The sequence below is a fragment of the Streptomyces sp. NPDC046712 genome, from assembly GCF_040645695.1.
Taxonomy (GTDB): domain Bacteria; phylum Actinomycetota; class Actinomycetes; order Streptomycetales; family Streptomycetaceae; genus Streptomyces.
Genome location: NZ_JBEYYW010000019.1, coordinates 69,109 through 93,893, shown reverse-complemented (window position 1 = coordinate 93,893; position 24,785 = coordinate 69,109). Strand labels below are relative to the sequence as shown.

The following is a 24,785-nucleotide window of genomic DNA, read 5'->3' as shown; positions in this document are numbered from 1 at the left end:
CCCCTGCCCTCACCTCCTGCCCACCGACGAACCGCCTCCGCCGCACGGGGGAGACGGCCCTCCACCCTCCCGGATTGACCCATGTCTTCCAAGCGGAAATGCACCCATCGCCCGGTCACTCGTCCCCATAGGGTGATCTTCATGAAGACGACGCAGCCCTTCGCCCCGCTCCTCACCCGCGCCGCCGGCGCCGAGACCACCGCCGACCCGAGCAGCGTGATGACGCTCCTCGCCGATTCCGACACCACCGGCGGGCAGCTCACCAGCTACCGCTCGACCTTCGCGAAGGGCGCCGTCGGTGCCCCGGCGCACTTCCACACCAAGGCGTCGGAGATGTTCTACGTGCTCGGCGGCTCGCTCCAGGTGCTGCTCGGCGAGGAACTGACCGTCCTGGAGGAGGGCGACTTCCTGCTCGTGCCGCCGCACACCCCGCACGCCTTCGCCGCGGCGCCGGGCGCCGAGGCCGACGTCCTGTTCGTCTTCACGCCGGGCATGGCCCGCTTCGACTACCTGCGGCTGCTCGGCCGTGTCATGCGCGGCGAGGCGAGCTTCGAGGAGATCAAGGAGTCCTCGGAGCGGTACGACAACCACTACGTCGACAGCCCGGTGTGGCAGCGGGCGCTGGCGGAACGAGCCTGACCGAAGGTGGGCGCGGCTCGGGGTGACGGGGCTCGGGGTGACGGGGCTCGGGCTAGGGCTCGACGAAGCTCAGAGCCGGCGGGTCGCCAGCGTCAGCCGGTCGCGCGCGTCGAAGAGGGCGTCCTTGATCATCTGCTCGTGCCCCGGGGTCAGCCGGGCCACCGGCACCGAGCAGCTGATCGCGTCCCGCGCCGGGGTCCGATAGGGGATCGCGATCCCGAAGCAGCGCAGCCCGAGGGTGTTCTCCTCGCGGTCCACCGCGTAGCCCTGCTCGCGGATGAGATGCAGCTCCTCGATGAGCTTCTCGCGGTCGGTGATCGTGTGCTCGGTCAGCGCCGGCAGCGTCTCCGGCAGCAGCTTGCGGACCTGCTCGTCGCTGTGGGTGGCGAGCAGCGCCTTGCCGAGCGAGGTCGAGTGGGCGGGCAGCCGGCGGCCGACACGGGTGAACGGCCGCAGATAGTGCTGGGACTGACGGGTCGCCAGATACACCACGTTGGTGCCGTCGAGCCGCGCCAGGTGGATGGTCTCGGTGGTGTCGTCGGAGAGCCGGTCCAGGGTGGGCCGGGCGGCGGCCACCACCTCGTCGCCGTCGATGTACGACGTGCCGACCAGCAGGGCCCGTACGCCGATGCCGTACCGCGTACCCGTCGCGTCCGTCTCCACCCAGCCCAGCTCGACCAGGGTGCGCAGCAGCATGTACAGGCTGGACTTGGGGTAGCCCACGGCTTCCTGGACGGCGGCGAGCGAGTGCATTCCGGGGCGCCCGGCGAAGTACTCCAGCAGTTCCACCGTGCGCACCGCGGACTTGACCTGGGCCCCACCCGTGTCGGCAGTCGACATTGCCCTCGCCCCTCATCTTGGTGCCTCTTGTGGAGACGGCACGCCCGTCAATAGAGTCCCGATTCATCTACAGGAACTTTGTTCAGAATAGCGAACAAGGCGTGAAGAGGGGCGTGGCGGTGGCAGCTGAACCAGTGTGGAGTGTGGACCCCCGGACGGGGAAGCCGCGGGAACAGGTTGCGGTGGAGGCCACAGCCGATGAGGTCGACCGGGCCGTCCGCGCCGCGGCCGCCACCCGTGAGGCGCTCGCCGACCGTACGGTGCGGGCCGCCCTGCTCCGTACCGCGGCGGACCTCCTCGACGAGGCAGGACCGCACGTCATCGAGGCCGCCGACGCCGAGACGGCGCTCGGCCCGGCCCGGCTGACCGGCGAACTCGCCCGCACCACCGCCCAGTTGCGCTCCTTCGCGGACGTGGTCGACGAGGGCTCCTTCCTCGACATCCGGATCGACCTGCCCGACCCCACGACCACCCCGCCCCGGCCCGACCTGCGCCGCTGGAAGATCCCGCTCGGCGTCGTCGCCGTCTACGCGGCCAGCAACTTCCCGCTCGCCTTCTCCGTCCCCGGCGGCGACACCGCCAGCGCTCTCGCGGCCGGCTGCCCCGTCGTGGTCAAGGCCCACCCCGACCACCCGGCCACCTCCGAACTCGCCGCCTCCCTGCTGCGCCGGGCCGCGGCCAAGGTGGGGCTGCCCGAGGACGTGGTCGTCCTCGTCCACGGCTTCGACGCCGGGGTGGAGCTCGTACGCCACCCGCTGGTCGCGGCGGCCGGCTTCACCGGGTCCATCCGGGGCGGGCGGGCGCTCTTCGACGCGGCGGCCGTCCGCCCCGTCCCCATCCCCTTCCACGGCGAACTCGGCTCCCTCAACCCGGTCGTGATCACCGGCGCGGCCGCCGAGGAACGGGCCGGCGAGATCGGGGCCGGGCTCGCGGCCTCCATGACCATGGGCCAGGGCCAGTTCTGCACCAAGCCCGGCTTCGTCCTGGCGCCCAGCGGTGAGGCGGGCGACCGCTTCGTCTCCGCCCTGACGGACGCCGTCAGCGAGACCGAGCCGGGCGTGATGCTCGACCACCGGATGCGGGGCTCCTTCCTCACCGGCACCTTCGAGCGCGCCGAACTCCCCGGCGTGACCGCGCCCGTCATGCCCGGCCCCGGCGGGCCGCACACCGTCAACGCGGGCTTCCTGACCGTGGACGCCGGCGCCCTGGTCAAGGGCGAGCACGACACCCTCCTGGAGGAGTGCTTCGGCCCGGTGACCGTCGTCGCCCGCTACGACTCCCAGGAGCAGATCACCGCGGTCCTCTCCCGGCTCCCCGGCAATCTCACCGCCACCCTGCAGATGGCGGAGGAGGACCCCGACGCGGCCGCCCTGCTCGCCGAGCTCACCCCGCTGGCGGGCCGCGTGCTGGTCAACGGCTGGCCGACCGGCGTGGCGGTGGCGGGCGCCCAGCACCACGGCGGGCCCTACCCGGCCACCACCTCCACCTCCACCTCGGTCGGTGCGACCTCGATCGAGCGCTGGCTGCGTCCGGTCACCTACCAGTCGACCCCGCAGCACCTGCTTCCGCCGGAACTGCGCGACGACAACCCGCTCGGGCTGCCGCGCCGCTGACCCGGCCCGTACCGGGGTTCACACCCGCACCACGATCTTCCCGGTGTGCGTGTTGGACTCCATCAGCCGATGGGCGTCGGTGATCCGCTCCAGACCTTCGAAGGTCTCGGCGATCACCGGCGCCAGCGAGCCGTCGCGCAGACCGGAGCCGATGAACCCGGCCATCCGACGCCGCCCCTCCTCCGTGCGCACCACCGCGCCGTTGGCGTAACCCCGCACGGTGAGCGGCCAGTTCATCGGCAGCGTGGCCGGCCGAGGGTCGAGCCAGCCGTACAGCACCGCCGTGCCGTCCGGCTCCAGGGCGTTGCCGAGCTCCGCGAACCCGGGCCCTCCGATCGCGTCGAAGGCCACCCGCGCGCCCCGGCCCCCGGTGAACCGCTTCACCTCCTTGACCACGTCCTCGCTCTCGGTCGTGATCACCCGGGCCGCGCCCAGATCGAGCAGTCGCTGCCGCTTCCCCTCGCCCCGCGTCGTGGCGATCGGCACCGCGCCGACCCGCCGGGCCACCTGGATCGCGGCCGTCCCCACGCCGCTGGACGCCCCGGTGATCACCACGGCATCCCCGGGACGCAGCCCGCCCGCCTCCACCATGCCGCCGTACGCGGTCGAGTACGTCAGCCACGACGCGGCCGCGGTCGCCGCGTCCACGCCGTCGGGCCGGGGCACCACGTACTCCTCGGGCAGCATCACCCGCTCCGCGTACACCCCGTGCACCCCGAAGTCGAAGTTGGCGGCCGCCATGACCGGATCCCCCACGGCGTACGCGGTGACACCCGCGCCGACCGCCTCGACCACCCCCGCCGCCTCGTAGCCGAGCCGGGAGGCGGGAAGGGTGGCCGGGTAGTAGTAGGTCCCCGCGCGGAACAGGGCCTCGGCGCGGTTGAGGCCGATCGCCTCGACCCGGAAGAGCACCTCGCCGGGGCCGGGGGCGGGGAGCGGAACCTCCTCCACGGTCAGTACCTCGGGCCCGCCGAGCTGGTGGAACAGCACCGCACGCGTCATCTGTCGATTCGTCATGTCATCGACCGTAGGCAGGCGTGGCGAGACGTTCCATGTCCCAGGACCTCCCCATCATGTCCACACGTCTCGCGGTACGGTGCGGTCATGGACGTACTGAGCGATGCCGTCGCGGCGATGCGCACCGGGCGGCCCCACTCCTCCCGTACCGTCAACTCCGGCTCCTGGGGCTTCCGTTTCCCGCCGGGAAAGGGTGCCGGCTTCCATGTGGTGGTCCAGGGCACGGCCTGGCTCGTGCCGCCGGGCGTCGGCGAACCCGTCGAACTCCGCCCCGGGGACGTGGTGCTGCTCGCGCACGGCACCGGCCACGGGCTCGCCGCCCACCCCGGCGCCCCGCTCGTCGACGCCGTGCAGGCCCCCGACGGCTCCTGGCCCACCCCGCCCGACCGCGCACCCGCCGGTGCCGACGAGACCCTGCTGCTGTGCGGCGCGTACCAGGTGAGCAGGGCCAGGGCCCATCCTCTCTTCACCGAGCTGCCGCCGTTCGTGCACATCCCGGCCCGTCCGGGCGCCCACCCCCGGCTGCGCGCCGCGGTGGACCTGCTCGGCGCCGAACTCGCCGACCCGCAGCCGGGATCCGACGCGCTCGTGCCCGCCCTGCTCGACACCCTGCTCCTCCTGATGCTGCGCACGTGGTGGCTGACCGAACGCCCCGACCGCACCACCGGCTGGTCCGCGGCCCTGAGCGACCCGGTCGTCACCGCGGCCCTCCGCGCGATCCACGCGGACCCGGCGCGGCCCTGGACCGTGGAGGAACTCGGCGCCGAGGGCGGCCTCTCCCGCGCGGCCTTCGCCCGCCGCTTCACCACGCTGGTGGGCCGGCCTCCGCTGGCGTATCTGACGTGGTGGCGCATGACGACCGCCGGGCGGCTGCTGCGCGCGGACGACACACCGCTGCGCACGGTGGCCCAACGCGCGGGATACACCTCGGAGTTCGCCTTCGCCAAGGCGTTCAAGCGGGAGTACGGCATGGCGCCGGGGCGGTACCGCAAGGGGGCCTGAAAGGGGGTGCGTCCCCGGGGGCTCGGTGGTCCGTAGGCCCCGGGGTCCTGGGGCCCGGGCGCGCGAGGGTCCGCGGCCCGAGGGGTCTGGGCCCCGGGTGCTCGACGGTCCGCAACCACGGTCCCGGCCGCCGCGTCCCCGTTGTCATGATCAGAAACGCGACCCCCGACGACCTCGACGCCATCGCCGCCCTGCACCTCGATGCCCGGTCCACGTACTACCGCGGGCACGTCCCCGACGCCGAGTTCGCCGGACCCGAGGAGCTCGCCCGCACCAGGGCCGGCTGGGGCAGGGCCGTCGAGCGCGGCGAGGTGCTCTGTGCCGAGCGGGACGGCGAGATGGCGGGCGTCGCCGCGTACGGGAGGGTGGACGGGACCATGATGCTCACCCAGCTCCACGTCCGGCCCGACCGCTGGCGCCGGGGCGTCGGCGCCGAGCTGCACGCCGCCTGCCTCGACCGGTGGCGGGCCGCGGGTGTGACCGGCGCCCGACTGGAGGTCTTCGAGAAGAACGAGCGGGCCCGGGCCTTCTACGCCGCCCATGGCTGGACCCCCGACACCGACGCCCCGCGCTCCGGCACGCACCTCGTGCTCCGGCTCACACTGGAGCCCGTCGCGGAATGAATCCGGCCGACCGGGGTGTTCCCGCCGTGGAACACCCCCCGACCCCGGAGAGAAGCAAGAACATGCGCGTCGAGATCTGGAGCGACATCGCCTGCCCGTGGTGCTACATCGGCAAGGCCCGCTTCGAGAAGGGGCTCGCGGCCTTCGCCCACCGCGACGAGATCGAGGTGGTGCACCGCTCCTTCGAGCTCGACCCGAACCGGCCCAAGGGCGACACCGCTCCCGTGATCGACATGCTGGCCAAGAAGTACGGCCGCACCCTGGAGGAGGCCCGCGCCATGGAGGCCCATGTCGCCTCCAACGCGCACTCCGAGGGCCTCGGCTACCGCACCGAGGGCCGCGACCACGGCAACACCTTCGACATCCACCGCCTCCTCCACCTCGCCAAGGAGCGCGGCCGGCAGAACGAGCTGCTCGACCTCGCCTACCGCGCCAACTTCGCCGAGGAGCGCTCCGTCTTCGACGCCGAGACCCTGGTGCGGCTCGGAGTCGAGGCCGGTCTGGACGAGGCCGAGGTCCGGTCCGTCCTCGCCGACGAGAACGCGTACGCGGACGCGGTACGGGCCGACGAGCGCGAGGCCGCCGAACTCGGCGCGAACGGCGTGCCGTTCTTCGTCCTCGACCGCCGCTACGGCATCTCCGGCGGCCAGCCCGCCGAGGTCTTCACACAGGCCCTGGAGCAGGCGTGGCAGGGCCGGGCGCTGCAGCCGGTCGGCGGGGACGCCGCCGCCTGCGACGCCGACGGCACCTGCGAGGTCCCGGGCCCGTCCGGCGCCTGACCGACCCATAAGCATCGCTTGGGGATTCCCCTTGATCACTCGTCGTTGACGTCAGGTCGGGGGGAGCCCAGGCTGGAGCCATGGATCTCATGGACCCCCTCGGCGGAGCCGAGTTCGCGCCGAAGCAGACGTATCTGAACACCTCCGCCTGCGCGCTGCTCCCACGCCGCACGATCGAGGCGATCACCCTGCTCGCCGAGGAGACCGCCGACGGGCGGCCGGAGGGCGCCGGCAGCTTCGAGATCGTCGCCGAGGCCCGCGCCACCTACGCCCGGCTCATGTCCGTCCACCCGGACCGGGTGGCCGTCGGCAGCTCGGTCTCCGTGCATGTCGGGATGATCGCGCAGTCGATGCCGGCCGGGTCCGAGATCCTCTTCCCCGAGGGCGACTTCAGCTCCGTCATCACGCCGTTCACGGTCCGCGGCGACCTCAAGACACGCTTCGTCCCGCTGGAGCGGCTCGCGGAGTCCATCCGTCCCGGGACGACCCTCGTCGCCTTCTCCGCCGTGCAGTCCGCCGACGGCCGGACGGCCGACTTCGAGGCGGTACGGGCCGCGGCGGCCGCGCACGGCGCCCGTACGCTCGTCGACGCCACCCAGTCGGCGGGCTGGCTGCCGCTGCGGGCGGGGGAGTGGGACTACACCGTGGCCGGCGGCTACAAGTTCCTGCTCTGCCCGCGCGGGGCGTCCTTCCTCACGGTCACGGAGGAGGCGCAGGACTCGCTGGTCGCGATCCACGCGGGCTGGGTGACTGGCGAGGAGCTGTGGGTCAACAGCTACGGACCGGTGCGCGAACTGGCCCGGTCGGCACGGCGGTTCGACGAGCCGCCGGCCTTCCTCTCGTACCACGGGGCCGCCCGCTCGCTCGCCCTGCTCGAAGAGGTCGGCATCGAGCGGATCGAGGCCCACAACAAGGCGCTCGCGGCCCGCTTCCGGGCGGGTCTCGTGGACCTGGGCCACGCCCCGGTGCGGGACGTCTCCGGCGTCGTCTGCGTGCCGGGCCTCGGCGACCGCCAGTCCGCACTCCGCGAGGCCGGCGTCGTGCTGTCCGCCCGCGCGGGCAACCTGCGGGCGTCCTTCCACCTGTACAACAGCGCGGCGGACGTGGACCGCGCCCTGGAGGTCCTGGCCGGCTGACGGTCCCCCGCCGCCCCGCGCCCTATGCCCCGCGCCGTGTCTTCGGTGCGGGGCATTCGTCCGTCTCCGCGCAGAGATTCCCCTCGACCTTGGCCAGCAACCGCACGAGCTCGGCGCGCTCGGCCGGGGCGAGGCCGGCCAGGGTGTGCTCCTCCAGGCCCGTCCAGGCGTCCGCGACCCCCGCCCGCAGCGCGCCGTCCCCGTCCGCCGCCTCGACCAGGACCGCGCGCCGGTCGGCGGGGTCCGGGCTGCGCCGTACGTAACCGCTCTGTTCCAGGCGCTGGAGCATCTTGGTGACCGTCGAGGGGTCGAGACCCATGGCCTTGATCAGCTCCGACTGGCGGACCGGACCGCAGTCCCACAGGCACATCATCAGGAACTCCTGGCCCGGGTAGAGCCCGACCTCCTTGAGCAGCCGGCCCGCGGCGATCCGGTGCAGCCGGGCCACCCGGGCGATCGCATGGCTCACCGGCCCGCCCTGAGCGGTGGACGGCACCGGGCTGCTACCGGCGGGGTCCGACGGGGACGCGGACGGGGACTCGGGCATCGCTGGCTCCTTGCGGCGGGGTCCGGGGGTACTTCCAGGCCCTTGGGGCCAGGGCGGAGGAGGGGGTGTCCGCCTGCCTCACCAAGATTACCTTGGTCGGCCAAGTAATGCGTTACAGTGGCGTCAGGCCGAATACTTGGCCGACCACATAAATTTTCCGGAGGCCGTCATGACCACTGCATTCGACCCCATCGACCTGGCCGGCACCCGACTCCAGAACCGCATCGCCATGGCCCCCATGACCCGCAGCCGCGCCCACTCCGAGGACCGGACCCCGAACGCGCTGGTGGCCGAGTACTACGCCCAGCGCGCCTCCGCCGGCCTGATCATCACCGAGGGCACCCAGCCCTCCGCGGTCGGCCAGGGCTACCCGAACACCCCCGGACTGCACAGCGCCGAGCAGACCGCCGCCTGGCGCGAGGTCACCGACGCCGTCCACGCCCGCGGCGGCACGATCTTCGCCCAGCTCATGCACACCGGCCGGATCGGTCACCCCGACCTCCTCGACGGCGACCTCCACCCGGTCGGCCCGTCCGCCGTCCGTGCCGGCGGGCAGCTCTACACCCTCGACGGTCTCAAGGACTTCGTCACCCCGCGTGAGCTGTCCGGTGACGAGGTGCGCGCCACCGTCGCGGAGTTCGCGGCCGCGGCCCGCAACGCCGTCGCCGCCGGCTTCGACGGCGTCGAGATCCATGGCGCCAACGGCTACCTCGTCCACCAGTTCCTCGCCGCCGGCTCCAACCACCGCACCGACGAGTGGGGCGGCTCCGTCGAGAACCGGATCCGGTTCGCCGTCGAGGTCGTCAAGGCCGTCGCCGCCGAGATCGGCCCCGAGCGCACCGGCCTGCGGATCTCCCCGGCCAACACCCTGAACGACATCGCGGAGACCGACTCGGAGGAGACGTACACCGCTCTGGTCGCGGCGATCGACCTGCTCGGCATCGCCTATCTGCACATCATGGAGGCCGCCCCGGCCGTCCGTGAACTGACGCTCGCGCTGCGCAAGCAGTTCTCCGGCACCTTCGTCCTCAACCCGGCGACCGAGGGCCCGACCGGCGCCGCATCGCTGGCCCTGATCGAGGACGGGACGGCCGACATGGTCGCGTACGGCCAGCTGTTCATCGCCAACCCCGACCTGCCGGCCCGGCTGAAGAACGACGGCCCGTACAACACCCCGGACCGCGCGTCCTTCTACGGCGGCGACCACCGCGGCTACACCGACTACCCGGCGCTCTGAGGGACCTGCGGGGGCCCACCCGGCCCCCGCACCCACCCACAGGTCACCGCGCCGGAGTCCCGGGCCGTCACCGCGCCGGAGTCCCGGGCGTCCTTCACGGCGCCGGTGCCGAGAACGTCACCGCACCGGGGTGAAGTCCCGCGCCCCGATGAACTCCGGCCGCCGCACCGGCGCCGCGAACGGCTCCACCGCGGCGTTCTCCACGCTGTTGAACACGATGAAGACGTTGCTGCGCGGGTACGGCGTGATGTTGTCGCCCGAACCGTGCATGGCGTTGCAGTCGAACCAGGTCGCCGAACCGGCCCGGCCCGTGAAGAGCCGGATGCCGTGCGCGTCCGCGAGCGAGGTCAGCGCCTCGTCCGACGGGGTGCCCGCGTCCTGCATCTGCAGCGAGCGCTTGTAGTTGTCCTTCGGGGTGGCGCCCTCGCAGCCGAGGAACGTCCGGTGCGAGCCCGGCATGATCATCAGGCCGCCGTTGGTGTCGTGGTTCTCGGTCAGCGCGACCGACACCGACACCGCCCGCATCCGCGGCAGCCCGTCCTCCGCGTGCCAGGTCTCGAAGTCCGAGTGCCAGTAGAAACCGGAGGCGCCGAAGCCCGGCTTCACGTTGATCCGGGACTGATGGACGTACACGTCCGAGCCCAGGATCTCGCGGGCCCGGCCCACCAACCGCTCGTCGCGCACGAGCCGGGCGAAGACCTCGCTGATCCGGTGGACCTCGAAGACCGACCGTACGGACTGCGACTTCGGCTCGACGATCGCGCGCGGGTCGGACCGTACGGCCGGATCGGCGATCAGCCGGTCGAGCTCCCGCTTGTAGACGGCGACCTCGTCGTCGGTCAGCAGATCGGGCTCGGCGAGGAAGCCGTCCCGGTCGAAGGTCTCCAGGCCCGGGGCGTCGCTCCAGACCACCGGGTCCCGGCGGGGAGTGAGCACCTCGGAAGCACCGCGCGTGGGGTACAGGTCCGTCAGTACGTCGGTCATGTCAGCCCTCCTCCGTGAGCAGCGGGTAGACCCCGTTCTCGTCGTGGTCCTCCCGGCCGGTGACCGGCGGGTTGAAGACGCAGACGCAGCGGAAGTCGGTCTTGGGCCGCAGCGTGTGCCGCTCGTGACCGTCGAGCAGATACATCGTGCCCGGCTCGATCCAGTGCGCCTCGCCGGTCTCGTCGTTCGTCAGCTCGGCCTCGCCCTCGACACAGAGGACGGCCTCGATGTGGTTCGCGTACCACATGGACGTCTCGGTGCCCGCGTACAGCACGGTCTCGTGGAGCGAGAAGCCGACGCGCTCCTTGGCGAGGACGATCCGCTTGCTCTCCCAGGTGCCGGAGGCGGCCCGCACATGGCGGTCGGTGTTCTCGATGTCCTTGAACGATCGGACGATCACGGTGACTCGATTTCCTTTCGTCTACGGGTCGTACGGGTGGTTCGGGTCGTGCGAGTCGTACGGGTGGTCCGGGAGGCTCAGACGGTCTCGCGGACCGCGCGGGACAGCGTGCGCAGCCCCTCGTCCAGCTCGTCGGGGGTGATGGTCAGCGGCGGGAGGAGTTTGACGACCTGGCTCTCCGGGCCCGAGGTCTCCAGCAGCAGCCCCAGCTCGAAGGCGCGCGCGCAGACCTTCGACGCCCGCGTCCGGTCGGCGAACTCCAGGCCCCAGACCAGGCCGCGGCCGCGGTAGTGCGCGCCGTCGGCGGAGTTCTCCTCGCAGAGGGCGAGGAGCGCCTGCTCGACCTGCTCGCCGCGCGCCAGGGTCTGCTTCTCCATCTGGCCGTCGGCCCAGTACGAGTCGAGGGCGGCAGCCGCGGTGACGAAGGCCGGGTTGTTGCCGCGGAAGGTGCCGTTGTGCTCGCCCGGCTCCCACACGTCCAGCTCCGGCCGGAACAGGCACAGCGACATGGGCAGCCCGTACCCGCTGATCGACTTCGACAGCGTGACGATGTCGGGGGTGATGCCGGCCTCCTCGAAGGAGAAGAAGGCGCCGGTGCGGCCGCAGCCCATCTGGATGTCGTCGACGATCAGAAGCATGTCCTGGCGGCGGCAGAGGTCGGCGAGCGCCCGCAGCCACTCGGGCCGCGCCACGTTGATCCCGCCCTCGCCCTGCACGGTCTCCACGATCACGGCGGCCGGCTTGTTCAGCCCGGAGCCCTGGTCGTCGAGCAGCCGCTCGAACCAGAGGAAGTCCGGGACCTGACCGTCGAGATAGTGGTCGAACGGCATGGGCGTGCCGTGCACCAGCGGAATGCCGGCGCCGGCCCGCTTGAAGGCGTTGCCGGTGACGGCGAGCGAACCCAGCGACATGCCGTGGAACGCGTTGGTGAAGGACACGACGGACTCGCGCCCCTTCACCTTCCGGGCCAGCTTCAGCGCGGCCTCGACGGCGTTGGTGCCGGTCGGCCCCGGGAACATCACCTTGTACGGCAGCGAGCGCGGTCGCAGCACGACCTCCTGGAAGCTCTCCAGGAAGGTCCGCTTGGCGGTGGTCGCCATGTCGAGACCGTGGGTGATCCCGTCGCGTTCCAGATAGTCGATCAACGCCCGTTTCAGTACGGGGTTGTTGTGGCCGTAGTTGAGTGAGCCGGCGCCGGCGAAGAAGTCGAGGTACTCGTGGCCGTCCTCGTCGGTGAGGCGGGCGCCCTGCGCGCGGTCGAAGACGGTGGGCCAGCCGCGGCAGTAGCTGCGCACCTCCGACTCCAGGGTCTCGAAGACGCTCAGTTCAGGCGGGGTGATGGTCACAGCGATGCTCCCGTGGAGTGGAAAGGGCCGATGCGGTGCAGTACTTCGGGCAGATGGGCGGCGCCGTCGGACGCGTCGGGGAACAGGCCCCCGTCGAAGAGGACTTCGCGCTCCAGGGGGAGCCCGTGCCGTGCGGCGTACGCGGTGAAGAGCCGTCCGGAGGCCGTGTTGTCGGGGGTGACGGTCGTCTCGAGGGCGGCGGGGGCGACCCGCGCGGTGAGCGCGTCGAGAAGCACCCCGGCCAGGCCCCGCCCGCGGTACTCCTCGTCGACGGCGATCTGCCAGACGACGAGGGTGCCTGGGCGGTCGGGGCGCAGATATCCGGTGACGAAGGCGACCGGGTCGCCGTCGGCGGCGCGCGCGACCAGCGAGGTGGCGGCGAAGTCGCGGCACCACAGCAGATAGCTGTACGGGGAGTTCAGGTCCAGGACCTCGGAATCGCGGGCGATGCGCCACATCGCGGCTCCGTCCTCCACGCGTGGGCTTTCCAGAGTCATTGCTGCTTGTGCTGCGGTCATGGCGAGGGAATTTACCGAGCAATTTCGTGGATTGCATGTGGCTGCGGGGTGTGACGGAGGCGCTGGATGTGTTATTCGCGCGGGCGCGAATCTCCGCCGTTTTGCCCGGATATTTCTGAGCAAATAGGGCGGGATGTGGAGTCGATCACAGGTCCAGAATGCGGCGGAAACGCTGATGAAACCTTTGTGTTTAGGGTCGGGGAAAGCGGGCAGAAGAAACGCGGAAGGTATACGGGAATTCGCTCGCAGAATGCACATCGATATTTCCCGGGTATTCACGGGAATCTGTCCCCCGGGTGGGCAGATGGTGCGGGCATGGAAAACGGGCGGGGCCGGCGGCCCCGCCCGTTTTCCCGCCTGCGGCCGGGCTTCTCGCCGTCGCGGGTCATGACGTTGTCGACGTCGGCCGCCGCCACCGGCTGGTCGGGTGCGACGTGGTGCGCCCGTGCCGGCGGTTCCTGGATCCATTTTTGCCGTGTTCGCAAAACTGATGGGCTGTGGTCGTCGTCCGGTCCGATCCTTGCCGCGCAGTGTTCCCGGACGTGCGAGGTGGACCTTGACGGCGACGACTCACCCTGTTCAGCCCGTGTTGAGCGCGCGCAGACGCTGGACGGTTCTGGCCGTCTGCTGCCTGAGCATGTTCCTGGTGGGCCTGGACACCACCATCGTCAATGTGGGTCTACCGGCGATCGGGCGCGGCCTGGATGTCGACACGCGCGGTCTCGAATGGATCGTGGACGCCTACACCCTCGTCCTGGCCAGTCTCCTGATCTCCTCCGGCGCACTCGCGGATCGCTTCGGACGCCGCCGCGTGTTCCAGTGCGGGCTGGCCGTGTTCGGCGTGGCCTCGCTGGTCTGCGCGCTCGCCCCGTCGGCGGGCGTGCTCATCGCGGCCCGTGCCCTGCAGGGCGTCGGCGCCTCCATGCTCAGCCCCGTGGCGCTCGCGATCGTGGTGAACGCGATGCCGGACCCGAAGGAACGGGCGCAGGCGATCGGCATCTGGGCGTCGGTGTTCGGGCTGAGCATGGCCGCCGGACCCGTCACGGGCGGCGCGCTGCTCGCGGGGCTCGACTGGCGGGCACTGTTCTGGGTCAACGCACCCGTCATCGCGGCCGCTCTGCTGCTCAGTGCCCTGTTCGTGCCGGAGTCCCGGGCACAGCGGGCCCGACGGCTCGACCTGCCCGGCCAGGCCCTGCTGACCATGGTCCTCGCCGTGGTGGTCGGCGTCCTGATCGAAGGGCCACGCATCGGCTGGACGTCGCCCGCGGCGCTGGCGGGGTACGTATCGGCTGCCGTGGCGGCAGCCGGATTCGTGTGGGTCGAGTCCCGCCGGCGTGAGCCGCTGATGGATCTGCGGCTCTTCGGGCGCCCGGTCTTCAGCGGTGCCGTCGTGGGCGCGGTGGCGGTCTTCGTCGCCCTGAGCATGACGCTGCTCCTGAACACCCTCTACCTGCAGCACACCCGGGAATGGACGCCGCTGGCCGCCGGTCTGGCGACCTTGCCCTTGGCCGTCGGAGCGACCGTCTGCGCCCCCTGGTCCGGCCGCATGGTCGGCCGTACGGGACCGAGGCTGCCGCTGCTCCTCGCCGGCGGTTTCATCACGGCCGGCGGGCTCTGTCTGGTTCGGCTCACCCCGCACACGAGCGTGCTCCTGCTTCTGGCCGCGTACGCGCTCATCGGCATCGGGTTCGGCTTCGCCAACGCCCCGATCACCAACACCGCGGTGAATGGACTGCCACCCGCCCGGGCCGGCGTGGCCGGGGCGATCACCTCCACCGCGCGGCAACTCGGCTCCGCCCTCGGCATTGTTCTCGCCGGCGGCCTGGTCGCGGCCGCCGGCCCGACGGGGCTCGCACACGCGTCCCGCCCGGGCTGGATCCTGGTCGCCACCTGTGGCGTACTGCTCTTCCTCGTCGCCCACGTATCACGGCCGAAGGAAGCCACCACGGGCCCCGCCTCCCCACAAGCGCGGTGAGCCACGCGAGTCACCGCAACACACCGTCGACGTAGCCCCGCACGACCCCAAAGGCCGTCGGCCACAGGCCCCGGCAGCTCGACCACGCCGGGGCGTCACCCACGTCGTGGCCCCGCTCTAGCCCCACGCCTCCGTCACCGCGCGCAGGGCGCCCTCGAGGTCCACCGTGCTGCCCGTCTCGCCGAGTGCGGCGCCCAGCGCCGCCAGCGAGGACCGGACCGCGCCCGGGGTCGCGTCCACGCCGTAGTGGTTGACGCGGATCATCTCCTTCGACAGCGCCCCGCCGCCCGCGATCAGCGGTAGCGAGGGGTCGGCCTTCAGCGCCTTCGCGACCAGCTCCGAGGCGTCCACGCCCGCCGGGGAGCGCAGTGTCGTCGCCACCGGGGCCGCGTCCTTCGCCTCGTGGACGTACGGCTCGAGACCGCCACCCAGGGCCAGCGCGCCCGCCCGGGTCGCCGCGGCGGCGGCGGCGTGCCGGGCCGTCAGCGCGTCAAGGCCCTCGGCCTCGATCCGCTCGACGCACGCCTCCAGGGCCAGCATCTCCAGCTGTGCCGGGGCGTGCAGCAGCGCCTTGCGGCCGCCGTCGATCCAGCGCTCCTTCCAGTCCAGGAGGGAGAGGTACGAACGGCGCGGCGCCCGCGGGTTGGCGGCGAACCGCTCCCACGCGCGCTCGCTGACGGAGACCGCCGAGACACCGGCCGGACCGCCCATCGCCTTCTGCGCGCCGATGATGCACATGTCGACGCCCCACGCGTCCGGCAGCACCGGCTCCGCGCCGATCGACGCGACCGCGTCCAGGTAGAACAGCGCGCCGTGCGCCCGCACGACCGCGCCGATCTCGGCGACCGGATTGGTGTTGCCGGTCGCCGCCTCCGCGTGCACCAGGGACACGAAGTCGATCTCAGGGTGCTCCGCCAGCGCCTGCTCCACCTGCGCGGCCGTCACCGCCGTGTGGAATGGCACCTCGAGGTCCACGACCGTGGCGCCGCAGTCCCGCAGCCAGTTGCCGAAGGTCTGGCCGTACGGCCCCGTGACGATGTTCAGCGCCGTCGAGCCGGGCCGGGCCCCGCTGCGGATGCACCCCTCCAGGGGCAGCAGCGCCTCGCCCTGGGTGATCACCACGTCCTGCTCGGTCGACAGCAGGGCGGCGACCCGCCGCTCGATGGACGCGAAGCGCGCGGCGGTCAGCGGGGCCAGGTCCAGAAACGGGTGTGTCACGGTCACGGCGGTGCCTTCTTCGGATCAGTTCGACGCAGGTGGGGCCAGGGTGGAGCTTCGGTTCAGGGTACGGGCCGCCTCCGCGCGGCGATCGACGCCCGACCGCCGTTCGGAGGGACGCCCACCCCTCGTAGAGTGCAGACATGAGCGATCGCGTGGTGCTGCATGTGAAGGGGCGGGTGCTCGTCGGCCCGGAGGACGTACGGGACGAGCTCTGGGCGGTCGACGGGCGGATCACGTACAGCCGGCCTTCCGGCGACGCGCTCACGGTGGAGGGCTGGGCCCTGCCGGGTCTCGTCGACGCGCACTGCCACGTCGGCCTGGACCAGCACGGCCCGGTCGACGAGGCCACGAGCGAGAAGCAGGCGCTGACCGACCGGGACGCGGGCACGCTCCTGATCCGGGACGCGGGCTCGCCGTCCGACACCCGCTGGATCGACGACCGCGAGGACCTGCCGAAGATCATCCGCGCGGGCCGCCACATCGCCCGCACCCGCCGCTACATCCGTAACTACGCGCATGAGATCGAGCCCTCGGAGCTGGTGGCGTACGTCGGCCAGGAGGCCCGGCGCGGCGACGGCTGGGTCAAGCTCGTCGGGGACTGGCTCGACCGGGAGTCGGGCGATCTGGGTGCCTGCTGGCCACGCGCCGAGGTCGAGGCGGCGATCGCCGAGGCCCACCGGCTGGGGGCGCGGGTCACCGCGCACTGCTTCGCGGAGGACTCGCTGCGCGACCTCGTGGAGGCGGGCATCGACTGCATCGAGCACGCCACGGGACTGACCGAGGAGACGATCCCGCTCTTCGCCGAGCGGGGCGTCGCGATCGTCCCGACCCTCGTCAACATCGCCACGTTCCCCAGGCTCGCGGAAGGCGGCGAGCGGAAGTTCCCGCAGTGGTCGGCCCACATGCGACGGCTGTACGAGCGCCGGTACGACACGGTCCGCTCGGCGTACGACGCGGGCGTCCCGGTCTTCGTCGGCACGGACGCGGGCGGCTCCCTGGCCCACGGCCTCGTCGCGGCCGAGGTCGAGGAACTGGTCAAGGCCGGCATCCCCCCGCTCGAGGCCCTCTCGGCGACGACCTGGGGCGCGCGCGAGTGGCTCGGCCGCCCCTCTCTCGAGGAGGGCGCACCGGCGGACCTCGTCGTCTACGGCGAGGACCCGCGGGCGGACGTCCGCGTGCTCGCGGCCCCGCGGCGGGTGATCGTGAACGGCCGTGTGATCGGCTGAGACGGCCGCCCGGGGCCCACGGCCCCGGGCGCCGCCCCGCCGGCGTCAGCGGGTCAGGAACGCGAGGCGTGCCTTCTTCTCCGGGATGAAGACCTCGGGGAGGTCCACCTCCGGCAGGACGATCTCCGGGCCCAGCTCGAACCCGGCGCGCAGCAGCAGGGCGATCGCCTTCTCGTTCGCGGCGTCCGGCTCGGCGACGGCACGCGTGCGGCCGGTCAGCGCGAAGTCGATCAGCGCCGTGAGCAGCCCGCCGGAGAAGCCGCGTTCGGGGGTGGTGGCCGGGGCGATCAGGACGTGCACGCCGATGTCGCCCGGCAGCACCTCGTAGCACTCGCTGACCCGGTCGGCCTCGGGCTCGTACGTCTGGAAGAGCGCCACCGGCTCGCCGTCGCGGCGGACCAGGAAGCCGTGGTGCGTGGTGAGCGAGTCGAGGTGCGCGTAGATGTCCCGCACCTGCTCGACGGTCGTCCCGCCCATGCCCCAGAACCGGGCGCGGTCCTCGTTGACCCAGCCGTGGATGAGGACGGCGTCGCGGTCCGGGTCGACAGGGTCGATCCGGACGGTGCCGAAGCCCTCCACGGTCTGGAGGTGCACGGGCTCAGTCATTCGGGGACTCCTTGGTGAGGTGGTGCCAGTCGGTGGTGACGGGGGCGAGGTCGCCCCGCAGCCACAGGGGGAGTTGGTCGCGGTGGTGGGGCTCGCCGGCGACGCCGGAGGCGCCGAACGGCACGACCCAGAGGCTGTTGTCGCGGTCGGCGAGGTCCCAGACGTAGCGGGCGGCCGACGCCCGGGCGCTGCGGTCGGTGAATCCGGGGACGCTGGACGTGGACAGCACGCAGTCGTGGTCCCCGCCCAGGCCCGGCCACTGCGCGTCGTCCTCGTCGGGAAGCGCCTGCCACGGCGCGAGGCGGTGCGTCACGCCCCAGGCGGGCGGCTCCTCCCCGGCGGCGACCTCTTCCAGGGCCGCGCGGACGATCTCGGCGATGTCCGCGGCCGGTACGGGCCCGGAGACCAGCAGCGTCTCCAGCGCGAAGGCCACGCGCGGTCCGAGCACGAGCCACGGCCGGAACAGCGCGGGGTACGGGGCGGGTTCCCGCAGCGCCGCGAACGCCGGATGCCCGGCGACCCGCCGCACGACGGCGCCGCGCACGGCGGCGTACAGCCCGGCGTCGACGCTGTCCACGTCCATCCGCCGGTCCCAGCCGAGCAGCCGTGCGCGGACGGCGAGCGCGGCGGGGGAGAGCGGGGCGGGCGCCCCGGTCACCGTGCCCGGCCCCGGGGCGTCCGTCGCGCGTACCGCCTCCAGGAGGCGGGCCGCCGAAGGGTTGTCGGTGTCCGTGTGGACGGAGGCCATCGCGCCCGGCGTCCAGGCCTTCGAGCCGGCGAGCAGCGCGTCGATCCGCGCCGCCCGGTGCCCGGGGGCGAACTCGACGCCCAAGGGTGCTGCGAGACCTCGGGCGTTGGCCATGACCGCGTGGCCCGAGACGTCCGCGCGGGGCGTCGTGGCCGGGCCGTCCTGCCAGGCGTGGGCGGCCTCCCAGGCCGGGACCACCCGGAGGGAGTTGGCGCGGTCGCGTACGGGGACGTACCCGGCGATCCGGTGCAGCAGGCCGCCGTCGACGTCCGCGGCCTGGAGGACGTTGACCGGCTCGACCCACCCGTCGACCGCGCGGTCCACGTCCGCGACGGTGCGGGCGGCGAGCAGCGCGGGCAGGACGCCGAAGCCCAGCTCGCCGGTCACCCTCGGCGGGTGCCGCAGACTGATCGCCTCCCAGGAGCCGGAATCGGAGCCGGCGCCGGCGGTGGACTCGGATCCGGAGGTGGAGCCGGAGCCGGAGCCGGATCCGGGGGCCGAGTCGGATCCCGAATCCGGACCACCCGCGTCCACGCCGATGATCACCGGCCCCCGTTCCGTCTCGATCACCTCGATCTCGACCGGCTCCCCGCCCGCGACCTCCACCGTCTCGATGTGCGCCGCCGCCGGGCGCCAGCCCTCCGGGCCGAGGGCCTCCACGCCGCCGTCCGCGGTCCGCCGCAGCCGTTCCCGGTACAGGTCCTGGTAGTCGGCCATCGCGTTGGTGATCGCCCAGGCCACCCGCCCCGTGTGGCCGAAGTGGGCGAGGCCCGGGACACCCGGCACGGCGAGGCCCAGCACGTCGTACTCCGGGCACGCGAGCCGGATCTGCTGGTACACCCCGGGCGCCTCGATGAAGCGGTGCGGATCGCCCGCCACGATCGCCGCGCCGCTCGCCGTGCGGTCACCGGACACCACCCAGCCGTTGGAGCCCGCCGTACCCGGTCCGTCCGTGGCGAACAGCTCCGTCCACTCCTCGCCGAGTCGGCGGGCGACCTCCTCCCGCCACAGCTTGGTGGGCATGCCCGCGAAGAGGATGTGGGTGGAGAGCCAGACCGCCAGCGGCGTCCACGGCTCCCAGCGTCCCGCCGCGAGCCCCGTCGTCGCGAACTCGGGTGCCCGGCCCGCGCCTTCCGGCAGACCGGCGTTGACCCCGTCCACGTACGCCCGCACCCAGCGCGCCGTCCCGGCGTCCAGCCGGTCGAAGCAGCGGCGCGCGGTGTCGGCGAGCCGGGCCTGCCGTACGAAGGTGTCCCAGCCGGTCTCGTCCGCACCGAGGAACGACGCCGTGGTGCCCTGCGCCCGGTGCCGTTCCACCTCCAGCTGCCAGGCCCGGTCCATCGCGGTCACCCGCCCCTGCGCGAAGGCGAGTTCGTCCGGATCGGCTCCCCGCAGATGCGGAATGCCCCAATCATCCCGGTAGACCTCGATGCTCACTCCGAACCCCGATCCCATCCGTGCTTAGGTTAGGCTGACCTAAATTAATCTACAGCTTCGCAGGGGAGGGGAGTGCGGTGGGGCATGGCTGGGAGGGTGTCGTCCTCAAGCTGTTCCGGGGCCGGGACTTCACGTTCACCGTGACGGGAGCCGAGCAGGTCACGGAGCACTACCGCCGGGTGCATCTGGCGGACGGCGGACTTCTCGCCGCCGCCGGCGTGCACCCGACGATGTGGGTACGGCTCTGGTTCGAGAACGCGGGCAAGCCGCACCAGCGCGCCTACACCCTGGTCGACCCCGACCCGGAGGCCGGGACCTTCAGCCTGGAGTTCGCCCTCCATGACGGCGCCGCCAGTGACTGGGCCCGCTCCTGCGCCGCCGGCGACACCATCGAGGCCACCCTGCAGGGCACCGGCTTCACCGCCCCCGAGCCGCGCCCCGACCGGATGCTCGTGATCGGCGACCCGGCCTCGCTGCCCGCCATCAACTCCCTCCTCGACTCCGCGCCCGGCGTTCCGGCCACCCTCTGGTTCGAGACCTCTCACGACGACGAGGAACTGCCGCTGCGGCTCGACGTGGACCGGCACGAGCTGCGCCGGGTCCCGCGGCAGGGCGGCGGGGCGGCCCTCGTCGAGCGTGTGCGGGCCGAGCTGCCGGAGCTGCTCGAGGGCGACCCGTACGTCTGGATCGCCTGCGACACGGCGACCACCCGCACCCTCGCCTCGTACGTACGCAAGGAGCTCGCGCTCCCCAAGGAGCGGGTGCACTCCCTCGGCTACTGGCGGGCCTCCTAGCGGGACCCCGGCCGATGCGCCGGGTTGACGGTCCGTTACCCGGCGGCTGGGCGCATCGTTGGAACACTTCCGGCGCGCGCCCGCGCGATACGCAACGCGCGGGGCGCGCGGGAACGCGTGTGCCGAAAGAATCGAATATGGGCGCGGAAACCCCCCTTTGGAGTGAACTCACGTCAGGTGTCTGTCGGTTCACTCTCCGTGCGTAAAGATTTCGGTGTCTCAAGTCGCCGACGCCGCGCCGACCCCGTGTCCCCGTGGTGAGCGGCCGGCGACGCCATGTCTCTTGTGGGGGTTCCACCATCTTGAACAGCAACACCTTCCGTATGCCCGTGCGCCGTACCGCCGCGGCCGCGACCGTCGCCGCGCTGGCCGTCGGGCCCGTGGTCCTCCTGGCCCCCGCGGCGCACGCCACGGGCGGCGAAGGGCGCGCGACCGCCGTCGTCCTGCGGACCGGCCTCGACGTCTCCCTGCTCGACAAGGCGGTGAACGTGCCGCTGCGGGCCTCCCTCAACGAGGTCGACGCGCCGGAGAGCGAGAACAAGACCGCGCTGACGGTGAAGGTGGAGGGCGCCGAGAACAACAAGCCGATCGACATCCTCCGTGCCGATGTCGCCACCTCGAAGGCCACGGTGGAGGAGAACAAGGCCGAGGGCTACGTGAACCTGGTCAAGGCGCGGGTCCATGTCCCGGGCATCCGGGCGCTCTCCCTGATCGAGGTCGAGAAGGTCACCTCCAAGGCGGTCTGCGAGTCCGGCAAGAAGCCGGTCGCCGAGTCCAACGTGCTCGGGCATGTGACCGTCTTCGGCAAGAAGACCACCCTGTCGACGGGCGGACAGACCAAGATCTCGGTGCCGGGCGTCGGTGACGTGACCCTCGATCTGTCCCGTACCTCCACCACCTCGCACACCGCGGCGGCGACCGCGCTGGAGCTGAAGGTGGAGGTCAACCCGGCGAAGCTGGGTGTGGCCGAGGTCAACGGCGTGGTGACGCTCGCGGAGGCGACCTGCGAGACGCCGAAGGGCACGAAGCCCACCGAGAAGCCGACCGAGAAGCCCACGGAGCAGCCGAGCGAGCAGCCCTCGAAGGAGCCCTCGGCCGAGCCCACCGACGCCGGCAACGTGCAGACCCAGAACGGCGGCTCCGACCCGGCCGACCAGAACCTCGCCGCGACCGGCGGCAGCTCGATGACCCCGTACCTGGCCGGCGGCGCCGTCGTCCTGCTCGGCGCGGGCGGCGGCGCCCTCGTCCTGGCGCGCGGCCGCGCCCGCGCCCGCGGCTGACCGACCCGAGGGGGGCCTCGAGGGGAACGGGGAAGGGGAGGGCGGTGGTGACGACACCGCCCTCCCCTCACGCTCAGCCCGTGATCAACAGGGCCTGGTCCAGGGCCTGCAGGAAGCGGTTCGTCGTGACCCGGTCCCGCACCGCCAGCCGGAGCCAGTTCCGGTCAAGGCCCGGGAACGTGTCACCTCGCCGTGCCGCGAAGCCGAGGGCCCGTAGCCGTTCCCGTACCTCGTCCGCGCGGTCGATCCGGATCAGGACGAACGGCCCCTCCGCCGCCGCGACCGCCCGGACCTCGTCGAACTCCGCCAGCCCGGCCAGCAGATGCGCGCGCTCCACCCCGATCCGGTGCGCGGCGTGCTCCGCCTCCGCGAGCGCCGCCCGTGACATGCACGCCTCCGCCGCCACCAGCGCCGGGGTGGACACCGGCCACAGCGGCTGCGCGGCCGCGAGGGTCTCGATCGTCTCCGGGTGCGCGAGGACGTAGCCGATCCGCAGGCCGGCGAGACCCCAGGTCTTCGTCAGGCTCCGCAGCACGACAAGACCCGGCACGTCCGTCCGCCCGGCCAGCGACTCCCGCTCGCCCGGCACCGCGTCCATGAACGCCTCGTCCACCACCAGCGTCCGGCCGGGACGCGCGAGCGAGGCGATCGTCTCCGCGGGGTGCAGCACCGACGTCGGGTTCGTCGGGTTCCCGATCACCACCAGGTCCGCGTCCTCGGGAACCGCCGCCGGATCGAGCCGGAAGCCGTCCTCCTCGCGCAGCAGCACCCGGCCCACCTCGTGCCCGGCGTCCCGCAGCGCCGCCTCCGGCTCGGTGAACTGTGGATGCACCACCACCGGCCGCCGCACCGGCAGCGCGCGGGCGAGCAGCACGAACGCCTCCGCCGCCCCGGCCGTGAGCAGCACCCGTCCGGCCGGCAGATCATGCCGCTCGGCGACGGCGGCCCGCGCCGCCCGCCCGTCGGGGTAGTGGGCCAAACCCGTGAGCGAGTCGGCGATCCGCTCGCGCAGCCACTCCGGCGGCGTGTTCGTGCGGACGTTGACCGCGAGGTCGATCAGCTTCTCGTCCCGTACTTCGGCGTCACCGTGGTGACGCAGATCGTGGACGTCAGTGTGCGCGTGGATATCCATGGCCGCCGTCGGGTGGTGAGTGGGGGGTGTACGGGGCTCCGTCTGACCAGCGATGTACCCCTGTCCCTGGGGCAACAACCGTACGGTGGAGGCATCTTCGTTCGGACGAAAGGGGAGGGATCGGGCGATAGCGCACGTCACGCGCCCCGATTTCCGCTTCGGTACGAGAAGTTCGGCACCGGGACCCGCCGCGAGCAGCGCCGCGGCCTCCGCCACCGAAGCCGTCCCCGTCGCCGCCAGCGGAGCCTGCGACGGATGCGGTACGGACACCGCGGCGAGCGCCTCGGCCCCGTACGCCCGCAGGGGCACGCCGAGCCGCTCGGCCGCCCCCGCGATCCCCGGCTCCGCCGCCCGCGCCTCCAGCGTGGCGAGCGCCGTCACGTCCCGGCCCGTGAGGCCCGCCTCCCGCATCGCCTCCGCGACCAGGGCGAGGACCTCGTCCACCGACACCCCGGAGCGGGCTCCGACCCCCACCGTCGCCCCGCTCACCGCGTGCCCCACACCAGGAACACGGGCGGCGCCGGGGCCATCGTCGAGGAACCGTCCGGCAGCGCGAGCAGCCGCTGGGACTGCAGCAGCACCCCGTCGGCCGCGAAGCCGCACGACTCCAGCGTCGAGCGGACCGGAGACACCTGCTCCAGAGCCGTCACCGCCACCACCACGGCACGCCGGGAACGACGGGCCGCGGTCAGCACGATCGACTTCAGCTCGTGGCCACCGCCGCCGATGAACACCCCGTCCGGATCGGCCAGATGGGACAGCACCGTCGGCGCCGCGCCGTGCACCGCCCGCACCTCCACGCCGTGCGCGGCCGTGTTCGCCCGGATCCGCTCGACACCGGACGCCGTCTTCTCCACGACGACCGCCGCCGCGCCGAGCCGGGCACACTCGATCGCCACGGCGCCGCAGCCCGTACCGATGTCCCAGACCAGGTCCCCGACCCGCGGCCCGAGCCGGGCGAGCGCCAGCGCCCGCGCCTCGTACGGCAGCACGGACCCGTCCGCCGAACCGAACTCCCCGTCCGGCAGCGCCCATCGGCCCGGCCCCGTCAGCGGCCCCGTCACCACCGGGGGCGGCCCCTCCGCCCGCGACTCGTCGAGACACAGGACCAGGCTCACCCCCTCCCAGCTCCGGCACATCGCCTCCGCGGGCTCCACCCGCTCGAAGCGCTCACGGAACGGATCGCCCAGGGCCGAGAAGACCACCAGCGTCCGCGACGGCACCCGGTGCACCAACTCCGCGCCGAGCTCCGCCGGGCCCACCCCGGGCCCGGGCAGCACGGCCACCTTCGGACGGGCCCGGCACACGTTCACGGCCCGGTTCAGCTCCGAGCCCTCGACCACGAAGGCGTCGTCCCACGGCAGACCGAGACGCGCGAACGCGAGCCCCACCGCGGTGGCCCCGGGCCACACCTTCAGCCCGTCCGGCCCGAATCGCTCCTCCAACGTGCGTACCACCCCGAAGAATCCGGGGTCTCCCAGCGCCCGCACGATCACCCGTGTCCCGCCCTCGGACACGTGCTTCTCGACCAGGTCGAGTTCCGTCTCCGTCAACTCGTCGCCCCGCACGTCCACCACCAGAGCCGCCTCGCCCGCCCAGGAGCCCGCGTCGGCGCCCGCACTGCTACCGATCACCGTGATCATGCGACCAGCCTCCCCACACCGACGCCACTGATGTGCGCGATA

The 24,785-nt window shown here is 72.7% G+C and carries 23 protein-coding genes; 11 read left to right on the top strand and 12 right to left on the bottom strand.

The features are described from left to right. Window positions 1-141 precede the first annotated feature (141 nt). Window positions 142-639 (top strand): cupin domain-containing protein, encoded by a 498-nt coding sequence (locus ABZ939_RS24230; protein WP_361858855.1) that lies wholly within the window; start codon window positions 142-144, stop codon window positions 637-639. 69 nt (window positions 640-708) lie between these two features. Here ABZ939_RS24230 and ABZ939_RS24225 read toward each other — a convergent pair whose 3' ends face one another. Then, the gene (locus tag ABZ939_RS24225) at window positions 709-1,479 is read right to left on the bottom strand and encodes an IclR family transcriptional regulator (RefSeq protein WP_329122037.1); all 771 of its coding nucleotides are present in this window, start codon (window positions 1,477-1,479) and stop codon (window positions 709-711) included. 119 nt (window positions 1,480-1,598) lie between these two features. On the opposite strand from ABZ939_RS24225, the gene ABZ939_RS24220 reads away from it, so the two are divergent. Beyond that, a complete protein-coding gene (locus ABZ939_RS24220; RefSeq protein WP_361858852.1) occupies window positions 1,599-3,092 on the top strand; it encodes an aldehyde dehydrogenase (NADP(+)) in 1,494 nt (497 codons plus the stop codon). A gap of 18 nt (window positions 3,093-3,110) precedes the next feature. On the opposite strand, the gene ABZ939_RS24215 is transcribed toward ABZ939_RS24220, so the two are convergent. Next, window positions 3,111-4,109 carry a zinc-dependent alcohol dehydrogenase family protein gene (locus ABZ939_RS24215; protein WP_361858849.1) on the bottom strand — a complete coding sequence of 333 codons (999 nt, stop codon included), beginning with the start codon at window positions 4,107-4,109 and terminating at the stop codon, window positions 3,111-3,113. Window positions 4,110-4,196: 87 nt separating this feature from the next. Here ABZ939_RS24215 and ABZ939_RS24210 point away from each other — a divergent pair, with 87 nt between their 5' ends. From ABZ939_RS24210 to ABZ939_RS24195, 4 genes are all read left to right on the top strand, one after another. Next, the gene (locus ABZ939_RS24210) at window positions 4,197-5,111 is read left to right on the top strand and encodes an AraC family transcriptional regulator (protein ID WP_361858847.1); all 915 of its coding nucleotides are present in this window, start codon (window positions 4,197-4,199) and stop codon (window positions 5,109-5,111) included. Between the two features lie 146 nt (window positions 5,112-5,257). Then, on the top strand, window positions 5,258-5,734 hold the full coding sequence (locus tag ABZ939_RS24205) for a GNAT family N-acetyltransferase (RefSeq protein ID WP_361858844.1): 477 nt from the start codon (window positions 5,258-5,260) through the stop codon (window positions 5,732-5,734). 62 nt (window positions 5,735-5,796) lie between these two features. Then, entirely contained in the window at window positions 5,797-6,513 is a 717-nt protein-coding gene (locus tag ABZ939_RS24200) for a DsbA family oxidoreductase (RefSeq protein WP_361858841.1), read from the top strand. Window positions 6,514-6,593: 80 nt separating this feature from the next. Continuing rightward, complete coding sequence (locus tag ABZ939_RS24195; RefSeq protein WP_361858838.1) at window positions 6,594-7,649, top strand: aminotransferase class V-fold PLP-dependent enzyme; 1,056 nt, start codon at window positions 6,594-6,596, stop codon at window positions 7,647-7,649. A 22-nt stretch (window positions 7,650-7,671) separates the two neighbouring features. Here the strand turns inward: ABZ939_RS24195 and ABZ939_RS24190 are convergent, their stop codons facing one another. Beyond that, window positions 7,672-8,196, bottom strand: a complete 525-nt coding sequence (locus ABZ939_RS24190) for a MarR family winged helix-turn-helix transcriptional regulator (protein WP_361858835.1) — start codon at window positions 8,194-8,196, stop codon at window positions 7,672-7,674. A gap of 169 nt (window positions 8,197-8,365) precedes the next feature. Here ABZ939_RS24190 and ABZ939_RS24185 point away from each other — a divergent pair, with 169 nt between their 5' ends. Beyond that, window positions 8,366-9,433, top strand: a complete 1,068-nt coding sequence (locus ABZ939_RS24185) for an alkene reductase (RefSeq protein WP_361858833.1) — start codon at window positions 8,366-8,368, stop codon at window positions 9,431-9,433. Between the two features lie 117 nt (window positions 9,434-9,550). On the opposite strand, the gene thpD is transcribed toward ABZ939_RS24185, so the two are convergent. From thpD to ectA, 4 genes are all read right to left on the bottom strand, one after another. Then, a complete protein-coding gene (gene thpD, locus ABZ939_RS24180) occupies window positions 9,551-10,417 on the bottom strand; it encodes an ectoine hydroxylase (protein ID WP_361858830.1) in 867 nt (288 codons plus the stop codon). A 1-nt stretch (window position 10,418) separates the two neighbouring features. Then, window positions 10,419-10,817, bottom strand: a complete 399-nt coding sequence (locus ABZ939_RS24175; protein ID WP_361858827.1) for an ectoine synthase — start codon at window positions 10,815-10,817, stop codon at window positions 10,419-10,421. Window positions 10,818-10,894: 77 nt separating this feature from the next. Beyond that, entirely contained in the window at window positions 10,895-12,163 is a 1,269-nt protein-coding gene (ectB, locus tag ABZ939_RS24170; RefSeq protein ID WP_361858824.1) for a diaminobutyrate--2-oxoglutarate transaminase, read from the bottom strand. After that, entirely contained in the window at window positions 12,160-12,660 is a 501-nt protein-coding gene (ectA, locus tag ABZ939_RS24165; RefSeq protein WP_361858821.1) for a diaminobutyrate acetyltransferase, read from the bottom strand. The genes ectB and ectA overlap by 4 nt, the downstream gene beginning before the upstream one ends. Window positions 12,661-13,267: 607 nt before the next feature. Here ectA and ABZ939_RS24160 point away from each other — a divergent pair. Beyond that, the gene (locus tag ABZ939_RS24160; protein WP_361858818.1) at window positions 13,268-14,656 is read left to right on the top strand and encodes an MFS transporter; all 1,389 of its coding nucleotides are present in this window, start codon (window positions 13,268-13,270) and stop codon (window positions 14,654-14,656) included. A gap of 117 nt (window positions 14,657-14,773) precedes the next feature. Here the strand turns inward: ABZ939_RS24160 and ABZ939_RS24155 are convergent, their stop codons facing one another. Beyond that, the gene (locus ABZ939_RS24155) at window positions 14,774-15,874 is read right to left on the bottom strand and encodes an aminotransferase class V-fold PLP-dependent enzyme (RefSeq protein ID WP_361859047.1); all 1,101 of its coding nucleotides are present in this window, start codon (window positions 15,872-15,874) and stop codon (window positions 14,774-14,776) included. A gap of 143 nt (window positions 15,875-16,017) precedes the next feature. Between ABZ939_RS24155 and ABZ939_RS24150 the strand changes: the two genes are divergently transcribed. Further along, the gene (locus ABZ939_RS24150; protein ID WP_361858815.1) at window positions 16,018-17,103 is read left to right on the top strand and encodes an amidohydrolase family protein; all 1,086 of its coding nucleotides are present in this window, start codon (window positions 16,018-16,020) and stop codon (window positions 17,101-17,103) included. A 45-nt stretch (window positions 17,104-17,148) separates the two neighbouring features. Here the strand turns inward: ABZ939_RS24150 and ABZ939_RS24145 are convergent, their stop codons facing one another. Together ABZ939_RS24145 and ABZ939_RS24140 are read right to left on the bottom strand one after the other, a co-directional pair. Further along, window positions 17,149-17,709 carry a GNAT family N-acetyltransferase gene (locus tag ABZ939_RS24145; RefSeq protein ID WP_361858812.1) on the bottom strand — a complete coding sequence of 187 codons (561 nt, stop codon included), beginning with the start codon at window positions 17,707-17,709 and terminating at the stop codon, window positions 17,149-17,151. Then, entirely contained in the window at window positions 17,702-19,912 is a 2,211-nt protein-coding gene (locus ABZ939_RS24140) for a penicillin acylase family protein (RefSeq protein ID WP_361858809.1), read from the bottom strand. The genes ABZ939_RS24145 and ABZ939_RS24140 overlap by 8 nt, the downstream gene beginning before the upstream one ends. A gap of 59 nt (window positions 19,913-19,971) precedes the next feature. On the opposite strand from ABZ939_RS24140, the gene ABZ939_RS24135 reads away from it, so the two are divergent. Together ABZ939_RS24135 and ABZ939_RS24130 are read left to right on the top strand one after the other, a co-directional pair. Beyond that, complete coding sequence (locus ABZ939_RS24135; RefSeq protein WP_361858806.1) at window positions 19,972-20,688, top strand: siderophore-interacting protein; 717 nt, start codon at window positions 19,972-19,974, stop codon at window positions 20,686-20,688. A 302-nt stretch (window positions 20,689-20,990) separates the two neighbouring features. Then, window positions 20,991-21,968 (top strand): SCO1860 family LAETG-anchored protein, encoded by a 978-nt coding sequence (locus tag ABZ939_RS24130; RefSeq protein ID WP_361858803.1) that lies wholly within the window; start codon window positions 20,991-20,993, stop codon window positions 21,966-21,968. A 73-nt stretch (window positions 21,969-22,041) separates the two neighbouring features. On the opposite strand, the gene cobC is transcribed toward ABZ939_RS24130, so the two are convergent. Beyond that, a complete protein-coding gene (gene cobC / locus ABZ939_RS24125; protein ID WP_361858800.1) occupies window positions 22,042-23,589 on the bottom strand; it encodes an Rv2231c family pyridoxal phosphate-dependent protein CobC in 1,548 nt (515 codons plus the stop codon). Continuing rightward, window positions 23,586-24,743 carry an SAM-dependent methyltransferase gene (locus tag ABZ939_RS24120; protein WP_361858797.1) on the bottom strand — a complete coding sequence of 386 codons (1,158 nt, stop codon included), beginning with the start codon at window positions 24,741-24,743 and terminating at the stop codon, window positions 23,586-23,588. The genes cobC and ABZ939_RS24120 overlap by 4 nt, the downstream gene beginning before the upstream one ends. Window positions 24,744-24,785 lie beyond the last annotated feature (42 nt).

What these genes read in the sequence shown, in the direction of transcription:
- ABZ939_RS24230 (WP_361858855.1), top strand. Translation starts at nt 142, where the DNA reads ATGAAGACGACGCAGCCCTTCGCCCCGCTCCTCACCCGCGCCGCCGGC.
- ABZ939_RS24225 (WP_329122037.1), bottom strand. Translation starts at nt 1,479, where the DNA reads ATGTCGACTGCCGACACGGGTGGGGCCCAGGTCAAGTCCGCGGTGCGC.
- ABZ939_RS24215 (WP_361858849.1), bottom strand. Translation starts at nt 4,109, where the DNA reads ATGACGAATCGACAGATGACGCGTGCGGTGCTGTTCCACCAGCTCGGC.
- ABZ939_RS24210 (WP_361858847.1), top strand. Translation starts at nt 4,197, where the DNA reads ATGGACGTACTGAGCGATGCCGTCGCGGCGATGCGCACCGGGCGGCCC.
- ABZ939_RS24205 (WP_361858844.1), top strand. Translation starts at nt 5,258, where the DNA reads ATGATCAGAAACGCGACCCCCGACGACCTCGACGCCATCGCCGCCCTG.
- ABZ939_RS24200 (WP_361858841.1), top strand. Translation starts at nt 5,797, where the DNA reads ATGCGCGTCGAGATCTGGAGCGACATCGCCTGCCCGTGGTGCTACATC.
- ABZ939_RS24195 (WP_361858838.1), top strand. Translation starts at nt 6,594, where the DNA reads ATGGATCTCATGGACCCCCTCGGCGGAGCCGAGTTCGCGCCGAAGCAG.
- ABZ939_RS24190 (WP_361858835.1), bottom strand. Translation starts at nt 8,196, where the DNA reads ATGCCCGAGTCCCCGTCCGCGTCCCCGTCGGACCCCGCCGGTAGCAGC.
- ABZ939_RS24185 (WP_361858833.1), top strand. Translation starts at nt 8,366, where the DNA reads ATGACCACTGCATTCGACCCCATCGACCTGGCCGGCACCCGACTCCAG.
- thpD (WP_361858830.1), bottom strand. Translation starts at nt 10,417, where the DNA reads ATGACCGACGTACTGACGGACCTGTACCCCACGCGCGGTGCTTCCGAG.
- ectA (WP_361858821.1), bottom strand. Translation starts at nt 12,660, where the DNA reads ATGACTCTGGAAAGCCCACGCGTGGAGGACGGAGCCGCGATGTGGCGC.
- ABZ939_RS24150 (WP_361858815.1), top strand. Translation starts at nt 16,018, where the DNA reads ATGAGCGATCGCGTGGTGCTGCATGTGAAGGGGCGGGTGCTCGTCGGC.
- ABZ939_RS24145 (WP_361858812.1), bottom strand. Translation starts at nt 17,709, where the DNA reads ATGACTGAGCCCGTGCACCTCCAGACCGTGGAGGGCTTCGGCACCGTC.
- ABZ939_RS24140 (WP_361858809.1), bottom strand. Translation starts at nt 19,912, where the DNA reads ATGGGATCGGGGTTCGGAGTGAGCATCGAGGTCTACCGGGATGATTGG.
- ABZ939_RS24120 (WP_361858797.1), bottom strand. Translation starts at nt 24,743, where the DNA reads ATGATCACGGTGATCGGTAGCAGTGCGGGCGCCGACGCGGGCTCCTGG.